The sequence below is a fragment of the Putridiphycobacter roseus genome (genome assembly GCF_003234935.1).
Taxonomy (GTDB): Bacteria; Bacteroidota; Bacteroidia; order Flavobacteriales_D; family Crocinitomicaceae; genus Putridiphycobacter; species Putridiphycobacter roseus.
On sequence record NZ_QKSB01000005.1, the window covers coordinates 125,431 to 139,413 of the forward strand.

Below are 13,983 nucleotides of genomic sequence, written 5' to 3' on the forward strand. Positions count from 1 at the left end.
AAATGAAAACACGTTTAATTTTATTTATATTGGTACTAGGTGTAGGAGTTACCATTGCAGGGTTTATGATTAAAGGGAAATCTAAGATGCAGAACTCCTTAGAATACCGAGAATCCATTGATAATAAACTAAAAGTGATCAACCCATACGACGTGAATCCTAAATTAGTAGACAGCAGTGTTCTTGCTGTTAGGAGTGGACATACCATAGCACCTTTCTCTCTTGTCAATCAATATGGAGAGGTAATTACGGAAAAAAATACAGAAAATAAAATCTACGTAGCCAATTACTTTTTCACTACCTGTAGTTCTATTTGCCCGGTAATGACCACGCAATTAAAAAGAGTACAGACTGAATTCCCTGGTGAACCATGGTTAAAATTACTCAGTCATACCGTTTGGCCTGAAGGGGACTCCGTTTCTAGACTTTATAATTACGCTCTAAAATACGAAGCTATTCCAGAACAATGGTGGTTTTTAACCGGCAGTAAGAGTGATTTATATACCATGGCTCGAAAATCATACTTAGTGGTTCCAGATGAAAATGATCCTGACTACGACCATGGCAATGAGTCCGACTTTATCCATACAGAAAACTTTGTATTAATTGATCCTAAAAATCAAATTAGAGGCATGTATGACGGCACCAATCCAGATGAAGTTTCTGATTTAATAAAAGACATTTACGATTTAAAAAGAGAATTTAATTTTTAGTCTTTTTGCTATAGGTAAATACTGGACGGAAACCAACAAAAGGATTTGGATCATAAAATTCCATGGCACTGGTAACCTGAATATCGTACCCATATGACAGCCAATGTCCACCCATGGCACAAGCAACATCTCCTACCACCAATTCAGCTGCATTTCCAGCCATGTTGTACAAACCGTATCCGTTAGGCAAATAAGACTTAGCGACTGCCAAGGAAAAATGTGACATTTCTATATTGATTGGCGAGACCCTATAATTTTCTCGACTAATAATTTTAGGACCACCCTTTTCATCTCTTGTAATATTATGCTCACCAACAGTATAAAAATTTGCCAAATATGTACCTTTAGAATCCCTAACATAAGGACCACCCCATGGATAGGGACTTGACTTTAATCCACCTTTGGCTGCATATATCCATTCCTCTTTCAACGGCAAACGCATTTGAATAGTAGCATAATCGGGAAAGGCGGCTGCCAGTTTTTTTCCAAGCCATACGCAATATGCTTGGGCATTTTCTACAGATACATTTACCACCGGGTAGTTTTGGTATGCAGGATGAGAATAATAGAGATTTGCAAAAGGATCCATAAAACCATTATACCCATTCAACTTACTCGTATCTTTCCAGGCATTTGTATCGGGTAACATAGCTTCTGCACCTAATAAATCCCCTTGAGCTAAATATGCTTCCTTTATAAATTGCCTATATTCCGCATTCGTCACCTCATGATTTAACATCATAAAAGCAGCAATACTATTGGTTTTTCCATCCACTTCTAGCGCTCCAGAAGGAATAAATTCAAATCCTGTTTTTTTTTGAAATTTTGCAACTTGGTTTCCTTGAAAAGAGAAAACAGCAACGCACAATACAGTAAGACCAACAATTGTAAAATTTTTCATGGTATCTTATTTATTACAATAAATACCATATTACTAAAAAGTTACAATAATTCTTGAATATTTTCAGTAAATAATTTTACCGCAATTGCTAAAAGAATAATACCAAAAGCCTTTTTCAAAATAGCAATACCACCTTGTCCTAATATTTTTTCAATTTGTTTAGTCAGAGATAATACCACAAAAACAACCACAATATTAAGCACAACCGCAATAGCAATATTAATGGCTGCAAAATCAACCCTTAAAGAAATTAAAGTTGTCATGGTACCTGCACCAGCAATTAATGGAAAAGCTATTGGCACAACGGCGACAATTTTAGAACCAAAATCATCATCCCCTTTAAATAATTCTACCCCGAAAATCAGCTCAAAGGACAAAGCAAATAAAATCAAAGAACCAGCCACGGCAAACGCTTTAATGTCTACCCCTAATACTCCCAATAAAATTTCACCAGCAAAAAGAAAAGTAATCATCAACCCTAAAGCGACCAAAGAAGCTCTTAAAGGATGAATATCACCTGCTTTTTCCTTTATTTTAATAATTACCGGGATTGAACCTACAATATCGATCACGGCAAAAAGAATCATAAACGTTTTACCTATTTCAACTATATTAATATTCATAACCAGATTATTTAGGATAGCAATGAAGCTATGGTTTTTGGATAAAATTCGTGTTCTAAAGCTAGTACTTTATTCGCAATTTCCAAAGCATCATCTGTAGGCGCCAAGCTTACTTTTTGTTGCACAATAACTTGACCTTCGTCATAGTTTTCATTCACATAATGAATCGTAATTCCAGACTCAGTATCACCAGCTGCTTTTACAGCTTCATGCACATTTTTTCCGTACATACCTTTACCACCATAATTTGGTAATAAAGCTGGATGAATATTCACAATTTTTTGAGGATATGCCGCTAAAATATCTTGTGGTATTTTTTTTAAAAAACCAGCCAATACAACAAAATCAATTTCCATGGCTATCAAAACGTCCGAAAACTCACCTTCTTCTAATTCTCCAGCCTCCAAAATATAAAATGGAATTTCATGATTTTGGGCCCGATCAATTACTTTTGCATTTTCATTATTGGTAACAATTAATGCTACATTACCCAAATCTGAATTTTTAAAATATTCAATAATAGCTTCTGCGTTTGATCCTCCTCCGGATGCAAAAATGGCTAAATTACTAGTCATAGTATTGGTTTTATTTGCTTACTTCCCTTATTAAAATTCTGCTTTTTTCGGTGTTCTTGGGAATGGAATTACGTCTCTAATGTTTGTCATTCCTGTTACAAACATAACCATTCTTTCGAAACCTAAGCCAAAGCCTGCATGTGGTGCGGTACCAAATTTTCTGGTATCCAAGTACCACCAAACATCTTCTTCTGCAATATTAAAAGCAGCACATTTCTCTTTCAACACTTCTAGCCTTTCCTCTCTTTGAGAACCACCTATTATTTCTCCAATTCCAGGAAATAAAATATCCATAGCGGCTACCGTTTTTCCATCTTCATTTTGACGCATATAAAATGCTTTAAAAGATGCTGGATAATCAGTAATAATAACCGGTTTTTTAAATTCTTTTTCCACCAAAAAACGTTCGTGTTCTGATTGTAAATCAATACCCCATTCTACTGGATATTTAAATTTTTTCTTTTTATATGGTTTAGAGTTATGCAGTATTTCAATAGCTCTGGTGTAAGTAATTCTTTCAAAATCGTTAGCTATTACAAAATTTAAACGTTCAATTAAAGTTAATTCATTGCGTTCATTTTGTGGTTTTGATTTTTGTTCTTGAATTTCTCTTTCGTTTAAGAAAGCGACATCATCCGCAAAATTTTCTAGAATATATTTACAGATATAGCTCAAGAAATCTTCTGCTAAATCCATGTTATCATTCAGGTCGTTAAAAGCAACTTCTGGTTCAATCATCCAAAATTCAGACAAGTGTCTAGCCGTGTTTGAATTTTCAGCCCTAAAAGTAGGTCCAAAAGTATATACTTTTCCAAGTGCCATGGCTGCCAATTCTGCTTCTAACTGACCAGATACCGTTAAATTAGTTTCTTTACCAAAAAAATCTTCCGACCAATCTACACTACCGTCATCCTTTAAGGGAGGGTTTTTAGCGTCTAAATTAGTCACTCTAAACATTTCACCTGCCCCTTCGGCATCAGAACCAGTAATAATAGGCGTATGGATATAAAAATAACCTTTATCGTTAAAGTATTTATGTATTGCAAAAGAAACACCGTGACGAATTCTAAAAACAGCACCAAAAGTATTAGTTCGGAATCTTAAATGTGCTTGTTCTCTAAGAAACTCCAAACTATGTTTTTTGGGTTGCATTACCGTTTTACTCACCTCTTCAGGATTAGCTTCCCCTAAAATTTCAATCTGCTCAATAATCAATTCAACACGCTGCCCCTTACCTTCTGAAGCAATTAATTCTCCTGAAATAGAAACAGCAGCAGCCGTATTTATTTTACTAATAGTTGCTTCATCCGTATTTTCGAAATCTAAAACTGCTTGAATATTATTAATCGTAGACCCATCATTCACTTGAATAAAACGATTACTTCTAAAAGCCTTTACCCAGCCTTTAATTAGTATCTTTTCACCTATCTTTTCTTCTTTTAAAACTGTAGCAATTTCTGTGCGTTTCATCCTGTAAAAAATTTAATATGCAAAGGTAGTTTTTTTTAAGTTTAATAATTATCAATTTTTTATTAAATTAGTCTTCAGGAATAATATTACTACATGTATTTGTTATCCTGGGTATATAAAATTAAAATTTGTTATGAAATATAAAAAAGGTTTATGGATTTTTGCAGGGGTATTATTAATCATCATCAGCGCAATATTTTACCTACGTGACAATAGAAACATGGATAAAATTAACCAAGCACAATTAGAAAGTGCGGCAGATTCTGCCTCTAGCAAATTAAACCAATTAAATGAAGAGTTTGAAGATTTTGACGAAAGTGAGTTAGAAGATGCAACTTTGGCGTATGATACCTTGCAATAAATGCGTGGTGTTTAATTCTTGGTTAAACTTTTAAAAACTTCTTCCATGGTTTTCTCTTCAATTCTCTGGGTTAAAACCAACAATCCATTTTGTTGTGCGAATTTTGAAATAGCAGGGCGAATATCCTTTTCCCCTGTCGCCTGAATTAGCCAAGTGTTGCCTTGTACATTTTTCACGCTTCCAACCCCTTCAATCAACTTTAATTTATTACGAGAAAATTCAATATCAAATTCCACGAATACTACTTGGTAGTTGTTACCGTCTTTCTGCATTTTAGATTTGGTGTCATCTGCAACAATGCTACCATCCTTAATAATAATCACACGGTCGCAAATAGCTTCTACCTCTTGCATAATATGGGTAGAGAGCATTACAGTTTTTGTTTTACCAATATTTTGAATCAATTTTCTAATATCCACTAATTGATTAGGATCTAGTCCAGATGTAGGTTCATCTAAGATCAATACTTCAGGATCGTGAATCATGGCTTGCGCGATACCAACTCTTTGCCGGTAACCTTTGGACAGGGCACCTATTTTTTTATGTTGTTCTTTTTCAAGCCCAACCAATTGCACCATTTCAGCAACCCTGGTTTTTTTATCTATCTTTTGTTCTTTATCTGCCTTCGAATTGTATAAACCAGCGACAAATGTTAAGTATTCTTTCACATACATGTCTAAATACAGTGGATTATGTTCGGGTAAATATCCAACTTTTTGTCTAATCTTAATGGAATCTTCCTCCACATCTAGTCCACAAACTTTTACTGTCCCACTTGATTTCGTTAAATAACAAGTAATAATTTTCATCATGGTAGATTTACCCGCGCCATTTGGACCGAGAAATCCAACTATTTCGCCAGAATTAATTGAAAAACTCACATCATTTAATGCGGCTTGTTCACCATAATATTTAAAAACATTTTTTACTGATATAGACACAAGATTCTTTTTTTATGCAGAACGAAGTTAATTCTTTAGGAATAATACGGCGAATAAAACAGTAATATTCTTTAAACTTTAAGATTATTTAAGTGATCTATCCTTTAGATAAATTATCTTTTTTTTATAGGAAGCCTAATTCTAATTGTGCTTCTTCACTCATCATGTCTTTATCCCATGGTGGATCAAATACAATATTCACCTTACATTCTTCTACTTCTTCAATAGATTCTACTTTGTTTTTTACATCTACAGGTAAACTTTCAGCAACAGGACAATTTGGAGAAGTCAACGTCATGTCGATTTCCACAAACCCATCTTCCTTAATTTTTACTTCGTAAATCAAACCGAGTTCAAAAATATCCACTGGAATTTCCGGATCATAAATCTCCTTTAATCCAGCAATTATTTTATTTTCTACTACTTTGACGCTTTCGTCGTTTATTGAAATCATGATTAACTATTTTTTAATGCGAGTGCGTATAATTTCATTTGCTTTACCATGGCTACTAGCCCGTTTGAGCGGGTAGGTGACAAATGTTCTTGCAAACCAATTTCTTTTATAAAATTTAATTCTGTATTTAATATTGCTTCAGGTGTCTGGTTAGAAAGCACATCTACTAATAAAGCGATAATCCCTTTCGCTATTATCGCATCCGCTTCTGCAGTAAAAATCACCTTGTCTCCTTTTTTTTCAGCAAACAACCAAACTTGAGATTGACAGCCAACAATAATGTTTTCTTTTGTCTTATGCTCCGGTTTTAAAATTGGCAAATCTTTACCCAACTCAATAATGTATTCATACTTTTCCATCCAATCCTCATAAATGGAAAAATCTGCTATTAGTTCCTTTTCTTTTTCTTCAATTGTCATTTACTTTAACATTTTAACTGCCTTTTTTAAAGCAGTGATCAAACTTTCCACATCACTTTTTGTATTATACAAACTAAAACTAACCCTAATCGTTCCTGGGATATGATAATAATCCATAATGGGTTGTGTACAATGATGGCCTGTTCTTACTGCAACCCCTTGTTGGTTCAATAAAGTTCCGATATCATAAGGATGTAGACCATCAATTAAAAAAGAAATAACGCTACTTTTATTCGGCGCATCTCCGTATATTTTTAGGCCATCTATTTTTAAAAGTGCTTCGGTGGTGATTGCTAACAACTCATTCTCGTGTGCTTCAACGGCTTTTAAATCTAGTTTATTACGCCACTCAAATGCAGTCCCCAAAGCTATTCCTCCCACTATATTTGGTGTTCCAGCTTCAAATTTATGCGGTAACTCATTGTAAGTTGTTTTTTCGAAGGTTACTGTTTTTATCATATCACCTCCTCCTTGATATGGCGGCAAGGCATTTAATTCAACTTCCTTACCGTACAAAATACCAACTCCTGTTGGACCAAATATTTTATGTCCTGAAAACACCATGAAATCACAATCTAATGCTTGTACATCTATGGCAAAATGCTGTAAAGATTGTGCGGCATCTATCAGCACTTTTGCCCCAACCTTATGTGCCGCTTCTATGTATTTTTCAATTGGGTTAATAATCCCTAAAGCATTCGATATATGGGTAATGCTTAATAATTTAGTTTTAGCAGATAAAAGCGCTAAGAAAGCATCAAAGTCCAATGAACCATCTTGTAACATTGGTATCACTTTTAACAACACCCCTTTTTCTTCCACCAAAAACTGCCAAGGCACAATATTGGAATGGTGCTCAAGGGCTGAAATAATAATTTCATCTCCTTTTTCTAATCCTTTTCCAAAGGAATGTGCAATTAAGTTAATACCATCTGTGGTACCTTTGGTAAAAATGCACTCATGATTGTGTGTCGCATTAATGGCCTTTTGAATCGTTGTTCTAGCAGTCTCATAAGCTTCAGTACTCACTTGACTTAGGTGATGCACCCCTCTGTGAATATTTGCATTTTGATGCGTATAGTAATTACAAATCGCATCAATCACTATTTGGGGCTTTTGGGTTGTCGCACCATTATCTAAATAGACTAAAGGATACTTTCCTATTTTTTCTTTTAAAATTGGGAACTCACTTCTAACAGCTGCGACATCAAAACTCATTGTAATTCTTTTTCGCAAAGGTAAATCTTGTAAAAGGATAAAACAAGTTCTATTTAGAACCGTTCTAATCTAATGAATGAAATCAGGATATCGCAACATGATTTACGATCAGAATTTAAGAATTTAGTAGGCTTTGAAGAATTTCGTTAATTTGTGGTAAAAGCATATCATTATTCCCATTTTTGATGATATAGTCGGATAAGGCCAACTTTTTTTCATCTGCCCATTGCTTTTCTATTCTTTCTTTAACTTGCGCTATTGAAATATTTTCTCTCTTCAACACTCTTTCAATCCTTACCTTTTCAGGGGCTACTACCAAGATAGTTTTATCTAAATTTTCATGCGCACCTGTTTCGAATAAAATGGCCGCTTCATTAAATACTAGTGGCGCGTTTTGATTTTTAAAAAAAGTCTGAAAAGCATTCCTAACTGCGGGATGCATAATGGCATTCATTTGCAGCAACAAGTCTTGGTCACTAAATATCTTACCCGCAACATATGCTTTATTTACTGTGCCATCCTCAAAATAAGCTTTTGTTCCTAAAAGTTTGGTGACCGCCTTAATTATTTCGGGTGATGTTGCTAATAAAGATTTAGAGACTTGATCAGAATAAAAAACAGGATATCCCATGGATTCTAAAATCCTTGCTACATAGGTTTTTCCTGAACCTATACCACCTGTAATACCGACGCTCTGTTTTATTGTAAATATGGTTTAAATCTCTTCAATTTCAATCATATTGAAAGGAAGGTCAATGATCGCTTGATAATCTTCCCCTGCTTCTTCCATGTCTTCATCATCTTCTTCGAAATACCAGTTAATTTTAACTTCTGTATTATCTCCATTCAGTTTTTCTAATTGCTTAAACAAATCAAGAATACATTTAGAGGAAGAAGTATTGAAATACTCTAATTTTATATCTACAGATGTCAATCCTTTTGGATTCGTAGCATAGCTATCGATCCAATTATTCAATGGTTTATAAAATTCAATAGAATTTTCAGGAATAGATCTTCCTTTCAACTCTAAAAAACCTTCACTAGCGTTAAAACTTACTTTAGGCGTTTTAGCTGATCCTTCTAACATTAAATTTTCCATATAACTCTTATTCTGAAATGGTAACAATTAAACTAAAAAAAGACAAAGTGTCATTTAATTCTAAAAAATGGTATCCTAATTTTTGTCCAGACTTTCGGGCAATGTCAACCATACCCAAACCTGCTGTTCCTTTTGACGAACGATTCCCATCATTTAGTACTTCCTTATAGTAAGCTTTTAAACTATCCTTGTCCATACTATTCACAAAGTCTAACTTCTCTCTTAGACTTTCCACATCTTTGGTTTCCATATAATTCCCTGTCATCACCTGGTAATTATTCTCATTCCTGGCAATCATTAACAAGGCCGACTTATCGTAAGTAGTCTTTGCATCTATCACAATTTCTTTATCTATATGGTGATATAAATTCTGCAAACACTCCACGAGAATATTAAACACCTTTCTTTTAACCTTAGGCTTCTCATCATAGTCATCCAACTTAGATTCTATGATTTGAAGAATAGTAGTTAACAAATCTGGTGTTATCGTTCCCTTAAATGACAAGAGTATTTTCTTCTCATCTAATTTTTCGAATATGTCGTATATGTTATTCACAAATAATGTAGTTCAACAAATATAAAATTTATTTTCACAAAAAAACAAATATAATCTACTATAAACAAACGGGCTTATTTAAAAATGGTTTCTAAATTTGTAAAAAAAAAATGAAAAATTGGTTTGAATCATGGTTTGACACTAAATATTACCATATTTTGTATAAGGATAGAGACCTTGGTGAGGCAGAATTTTTTATTGAAAACTTGACAAAAGAATTAGCTTTACCTCAAAATACCAAGATATTAGATCTTGCTTGTGGAAAAGGTAGGCATGCTAAATTTTTAAATAAATTAGGTTTTGATGTCGTTGGAGTTGATTTATCTGCAGCTTCTATAGATTATGCTAAAAGAATGGAGAACAGCACCCTTCATTTTTTTGAACACGACATGAGAAAACCATTACCAGGGCATGAATTTGATTGTGTTTTTAATTTATTCACGAGCATTGGTTACTTTGAAGACCAAGATGACAATATTAAAATGTTGCATGCTGTTCATTCCTATTTAAAACCAAAAGGTAATTTAATCATTGATTTTTTAAATGTAGCACAAGTCGAACGAGACATGCTCGCATTTGAAACAAAACAAATTGAAGGTATTGATTTTAACATATCCAAATCGATAGTAAACAATGTTATTGAAAAAACAATTCGATTCAAAGACCAGGGCAAAGATTATGAGTATCATGAAAGAGTGCATGCATTGACCTTAGAAAATTTTGAATATTTTTTAAATGCTGCAGATTTTGAAATTGTAAAGACTGTTGGCGACTATAATTTAACGGATTTTAATGTTGGTAATTCTGACAGATTAATCATCTTTGCTAAAAAAAGATAAGCTTGGATAATATATTTCAAATATCGATTTTAATTGGGGCCGTATTAATTGGTGGTATATTAGTGGAACTTTTAAAAAAGAAATCCATTTTAAGTCTGCTACTCTCCTTTAGTGGGGGTTATTTATTGACCATTATTTTTACGCATATTTTGCCCGAGACTTACAGTGTAGTTGGCAATTCAACTGGCTATTATATATTAGGTGGGTTTTTACTACAACTTCTCTTAGAATATTTTTCGCAAGGCGCAGAACACGGACATGTACATGTACACAGTAAAGCTGCTGCTTTTCCTTTCGTTATACTCATCAGTCTTTCTTTACACTCCTTTATTGAAGCCATTCCTTTGGTTGGAAATCATGTTGGACACCACCACCCGCATTCTGACAATTTATTATGGGGTATTTTTTTGCATAAAATACCAGTTGCTGTTGCCTTGATGACCATATTTAAAACCAGTCAAATCTCAAGAAAAAAAGCATGGCTAGGACTCTTGTTTTTTGCATTGACAGCACCAATCGGCCTGTTTTTCGGGCAATACTTATCAAATAATTTCCAATTCAATAGTCATTGGGTAATGGCGATAGCGATAGGAATGTTCTTACACATATCCACCACTATTATATTTGAATCTAGTGAAGGACATAAATTAAACCTATTTAAATTCATAGCCATTTTACTAGGCTTTGGTTTAGGAATTATAGTAAACTAACCCCTTTATAGAGGAATTTAATAAGGTTATAAATAATTTAAATTAGAATTATTTCATCCGACGCGAAATACTTTTTAACTTTGTAATTAGTAATAATAAACATTAATAAATAATAACAACATGGCTGTTTTAGTAGGAAAAAAAGCACCTTCATTTACTGCACCTGCAGTAGTGAACGGAGGCGAAGTAATAGAAAATTTTTCATTGGATCAATACATTGGTAAAAACCATGTAGTATTATTCTTTTACCCAAAAGATTTTACTTTCGTTTGTCCAAGTGAATTGCACGCTTTTCAAGCAAAATTAGAAGAGTTTGAAAAAAGAGGAACTAAAGTTGTTGCTTGTTCAACAGATACACAAGAATCTCACTGGGGTTGGTTACAATTAAGTAAAAACGACGGTGGTATTAAAGGTGTAAAGTATCCAATTATCGCTGATACAAACAAAACTATATCTGATGCATTTGATGTATTGGTAGGAGAATATGACTTTGATGAGTTTGGAAGATTAACTGCATCTGATGATATGATTGCATACAGAGGTTTGTTTTTAATTGACAAAGAAGGTATTGTACGTCACCAAGTTGTAAACGATTTACCTTTGGGTAGAAACGTGGATGAAGTAATTAGAATGGTGGATGCATTACAATTTGTTGAAGAAAACGGTGAAGTATGTCCAGCTAACTGGAATGCAGGTGATTCAGGAATGACTGCTACACACGAAGGTGTTGCTGATTACTTGGCGAAGAACTAATAATTTTAAATTAGATAGAACTTATCTTTTAAAGGCGAATCACATTATGGTGGTTCGCCTTTTTTATATTAAGTTGTTTTGAATACAACTAAGTATATTATTTTAAGAACGGTAAGTAAAAAAGCAGCTTGTCTAAATCAGGAAGTAATCACCCCTGAACCGATCAACTCATCCGCTTGATACCAAGCCGCAAATTGACCAGGAGAAATTCCTTTTTGAAGGTTTTCAAATAAAATATATGTCCCTTCTGCTTCACAAAATAAGGTTGCTTTTTCTAAAGGTTGTCTGTATCGAATTCTACAAAGAAAATCTTGTTTTTCACCAACCTTCAGTCCCAAATCTTCGCGAACCCAATGTGCATCTTCTGTTTTTATGAATAATGCTTTTTTATTTAAAGCCGGATGATCTTCACCTTGCCCAACGTAAACCGTATTGGTCTCGGTATTGGTTTGTACAATAAATAAAGGCAATGGTGTACCGCCAATACCCAATCCTTTTCTTTGACCGATTGTAAAATAATGTGCCCCTTGGTGCTCCCCCTTAAACTCCCCCATGTTTTCTTCAAAGACAAAAGGTTGACTTAAGGTTTTGTAATCTTCCTTTTCAATTTCAGATTGATATTCCACCAACATGGGTAAATCAGCAGGGATTTCAATTACATTTCCTGTTTTTGGTTTTAATTGTTGTTGTAAAAAAGTAGGCAATTTTACTTTTCCAATAAAACACAAGCCTTGTGAATCTTTCTTATCTGCTGTAATTAAGTCTTGTTCTCTTGCAATGGCCCTCACTTCAGACTTTTGCATTTCACCAATGGGAAACAAAGATTTAGCCAACTGACTCTGTGTTAATTGACATAAAAAATAACTTTGATCTTTGTTGTTGTCTTTTCCTGAAAGTAATTGAAAGTGACCTTCCGCTGTTTCACCTTTTCTGCAATAATGTCCAGTAGCCACATAGTCGGCACCTAATTGCATGGCCGTTTTCATAAAAACGTCGAATTTAATTTCACGGTTGCACAAAACATCCGGATTAGGTGTTCTACCCGACTCGTATTCTGCAAACATGTAGTCTACAATTTTTTCTCGGTAAGCCTCACTTAAATCAATGGTCTGAAAAGGAATACCTAATTTATTGGCCACCAAAAGAGCATCTTGACTGTCGTCAATCCAGGGACATTCATCCGAAATAGTCACCGATTCATCATGCCAATTTTTCATGAATATTCCGATTACATTATAGCCTTCTTTTTTTAAAAGATAAGCGGCTACACTTGAATCAACCCCACCAGATAAACCTACAACAACTGTTTTCATTTTATTAAAATCTAGGGCAAAATTACTGCTTTAATTTTAAATATTAAATCAAATGCCTTCCCACTTTAATGTTAATAATTCAAAATAATTTTTAAAGTGGCTGAATTTTTGATAATTTGGTACTGTGAAATTATTAGTAACCATAAGCATTGTATTATTTAGTTTGTTCGGATACGGACAGGCTCAAGCTGACGCCGTAAATTATAACGATTCTTTAATCACGATTAAAGGAAGAGTAATCGACAGCACCAAAATGATGAATTTTTATGATGTAATGGTGATGGATAAATCTATTGGCAGAGGTGTTTTTGGCAGGTATGATGGTTCTTTTTCCATCACCGTAAAAAAATCTGCACAAATCGCAGTTTCAGTAGAAGGCTATAAAACACAATACTTTTCCTTTGCTAACCGTCCTTATAAAGCCGAATACAACCTTACGGTTTACTTAAAACTTCTTTCGTTTACCGCAAAAGTTGTGGATGTAAAACCTTTAAAAACATTGGCCGAATTAAAAGAAGAAAGAGCAACTTTAGAAAAAAGAGTAGTACCTCAACTTTCAGGCGTCAACGCTATACAAAGTCCTATTACTGCTTTATACATGGCATTTAGCAAGAGAGAAAAAACCAAGCGGATGATTGCCGAAATGGAATATAAAGACCAGCAAACCGAAGTGGTAAAAGAAGTATTAAAAATTTATGTCAATGCAAACATTATTGATTTAAGAGACGATCAATTTGAATCCTTTATGCAATATTTAAATTTAAATGACGAGTTTTTAAAACATGCTAGCGATTATGAATTGGTAGTGTATATCAAATATCGCTACCGTCAATTTGAAAGTATTAACGCAAGAGGGTTTTAAGGCAAAATTTTACGTGCATTCATTTTTCAATCATCACCATACCGTTTAAATCCTTTTTTTGGATTAGTTAAGGTTTTTCCTTTGGTGAAAAGTCACTATAAAGGTGTAATAAAATGTTTATTTAAATTAAAGTTCCCAAACCAGACAACCAATCGTTTTCCGTAATGTACTATAAG

At 33.8% G+C, this 13,983-nt stretch carries 18 protein-coding genes; 6 read left to right on the plus strand and 12 right to left on the minus strand.

The features are described 5' to 3' along the window. Positions 1-2 precede the first annotated feature (2 nt). Positions 3-713: an SCO family protein gene (locus DNU06_RS09795; RefSeq protein WP_111063152.1), complete on the plus strand. Its 711-nt coding sequence runs from the start codon at positions 3-5 to the stop codon at positions 711-713. Here DNU06_RS09795 and DNU06_RS09800 read toward each other — a convergent pair. Genes DNU06_RS09800 through asnS form a run of 4 tightly spaced genes read right to left on the minus strand, consistent with a single transcriptional unit; the run spans position 703 to position 4,282 of the window. Further along, on the minus strand, positions 703-1,614 hold the full coding sequence (locus DNU06_RS09800; protein WP_111063155.1) for a formylglycine-generating enzyme family protein: 912 nt from the start codon (positions 1,612-1,614) through the stop codon (positions 703-705). The two genes, DNU06_RS09795 and DNU06_RS09800, sit on opposite strands and share 11 nt — an antisense overlap. Positions 1,615-1,655: 41 nt before the next feature. Beyond that, positions 1,656-2,237: a MarC family protein gene (locus tag DNU06_RS09805; RefSeq protein ID WP_111063157.1), complete on the minus strand. Its 582-nt coding sequence runs from the start codon at positions 2,235-2,237 to the stop codon at positions 1,656-1,658. 11 nt (positions 2,238-2,248) lie between these two features. Next, positions 2,249-2,812: a phosphoribosylglycinamide formyltransferase gene (purN, locus tag DNU06_RS09810; protein WP_111063159.1), complete on the minus strand. Its 564-nt coding sequence runs from the start codon at positions 2,810-2,812 to the stop codon at positions 2,249-2,251. Positions 2,813-2,842: 30 nt separating this feature from the next. Continuing rightward, positions 2,843-4,282, minus strand: a complete 1,440-nt coding sequence (asnS, locus tag DNU06_RS09815; protein ID WP_111063160.1) for an asparagine--tRNA ligase — start codon at positions 4,280-4,282, stop codon at positions 2,843-2,845. 133 nt (positions 4,283-4,415) lie between these two features. On the opposite strand from asnS, the gene DNU06_RS09820 reads away from it, so the two are divergent. Beyond that, complete coding sequence (locus DNU06_RS09820) at positions 4,416-4,643, plus strand: hypothetical protein (protein ID WP_111063161.1); 228 nt, start codon at positions 4,416-4,418, stop codon at positions 4,641-4,643. Between the two features lie 11 nt (positions 4,644-4,654). Here DNU06_RS09820 and gldA read toward each other — a convergent pair whose 3' ends face one another. The 7 genes from gldA to DNU06_RS09855 all read right to left on the minus strand — a co-directional run bounded on the left by gldA (position 4,655) and on the right by DNU06_RS09855 (position 9,330). Continuing rightward, complete coding sequence (gene gldA, locus DNU06_RS09825) at positions 4,655-5,584, minus strand: gliding motility-associated ABC transporter ATP-binding subunit GldA (protein WP_111063162.1); 930 nt, start codon at positions 5,582-5,584, stop codon at positions 4,655-4,657. Positions 5,585-5,708: 124 nt separating this feature from the next. Continuing rightward, positions 5,709-6,038, minus strand: coding sequence for an SUF system Fe-S cluster assembly protein (locus tag DNU06_RS09830; protein ID WP_111063163.1), 330 nt, complete (start codon positions 6,036-6,038; stop codon positions 5,709-5,711). A gap of 2 nt (positions 6,039-6,040) precedes the next feature. Beyond that, entirely contained in the window at positions 6,041-6,457 is a 417-nt protein-coding gene (locus DNU06_RS09835; RefSeq protein WP_111063164.1) for a SufE family protein, read from the minus strand. After that, positions 6,458-7,675: an aminotransferase class V-fold PLP-dependent enzyme gene (locus tag DNU06_RS09840; protein ID WP_111063165.1), complete on the minus strand. Its 1,218-nt coding sequence runs from the start codon at positions 7,673-7,675 to the stop codon at positions 6,458-6,460. It lies immediately after the preceding gene. A gap of 115 nt (positions 7,676-7,790) precedes the next feature. Then, positions 7,791-8,387, minus strand: a complete 597-nt coding sequence (gene coaE / locus DNU06_RS09845; RefSeq protein ID WP_111063166.1) for a dephospho-CoA kinase — start codon at positions 8,385-8,387, stop codon at positions 7,791-7,793. Between the two features lie 3 nt (positions 8,388-8,390). Next, the gene (locus DNU06_RS09850; protein WP_111063299.1) at positions 8,391-8,774 is read right to left on the minus strand and encodes a DUF1987 domain-containing protein; all 384 of its coding nucleotides are present in this window, start codon (positions 8,772-8,774) and stop codon (positions 8,391-8,393) included. A gap of 7 nt (positions 8,775-8,781) precedes the next feature. Then, positions 8,782-9,330: a SiaB family protein kinase gene (locus DNU06_RS09855; protein WP_111063167.1), complete on the minus strand. Its 549-nt coding sequence runs from the start codon at positions 9,328-9,330 to the stop codon at positions 8,782-8,784. A gap of 110 nt (positions 9,331-9,440) precedes the next feature. Here DNU06_RS09855 and DNU06_RS09860 point away from each other — a divergent pair, with 110 nt between their 5' ends. From DNU06_RS09860 to DNU06_RS09870, 3 genes are all read left to right on the plus strand, one after another. Beyond that, a complete protein-coding gene (locus tag DNU06_RS09860; RefSeq protein WP_111063168.1) occupies positions 9,441-10,169 on the plus strand; it encodes a class I SAM-dependent methyltransferase in 729 nt (242 codons plus the stop codon). A gap of 2 nt (positions 10,170-10,171) precedes the next feature. Then, positions 10,172-10,879 (plus strand): ZIP family metal transporter, encoded by a 708-nt coding sequence (locus tag DNU06_RS09865; protein WP_158526867.1) that lies wholly within the window; start codon positions 10,172-10,174, stop codon positions 10,877-10,879. 120 nt (positions 10,880-10,999) lie between these two features. Then, complete coding sequence (locus tag DNU06_RS09870) at positions 11,000-11,632, plus strand: peroxiredoxin (protein ID WP_111063170.1); 633 nt, start codon at positions 11,000-11,002, stop codon at positions 11,630-11,632. A 137-nt stretch (positions 11,633-11,769) separates the two neighbouring features. Here the strand turns inward: DNU06_RS09870 and mnmA are convergent, their stop codons facing one another. Further along, a complete protein-coding gene (mnmA, locus tag DNU06_RS09875; protein WP_111063171.1) occupies positions 11,770-12,945 on the minus strand; it encodes a tRNA 2-thiouridine(34) synthase MnmA in 1,176 nt (391 codons plus the stop codon). Between the two features lie 124 nt (positions 12,946-13,069). Here mnmA and DNU06_RS09880 point away from each other — a divergent pair, with 124 nt between their 5' ends. Next, entirely contained in the window at positions 13,070-13,807 is a 738-nt protein-coding gene (locus DNU06_RS09880; protein ID WP_111063172.1) for a hypothetical protein, read from the plus strand. Positions 13,808-13,983 lie beyond the last annotated feature (176 nt).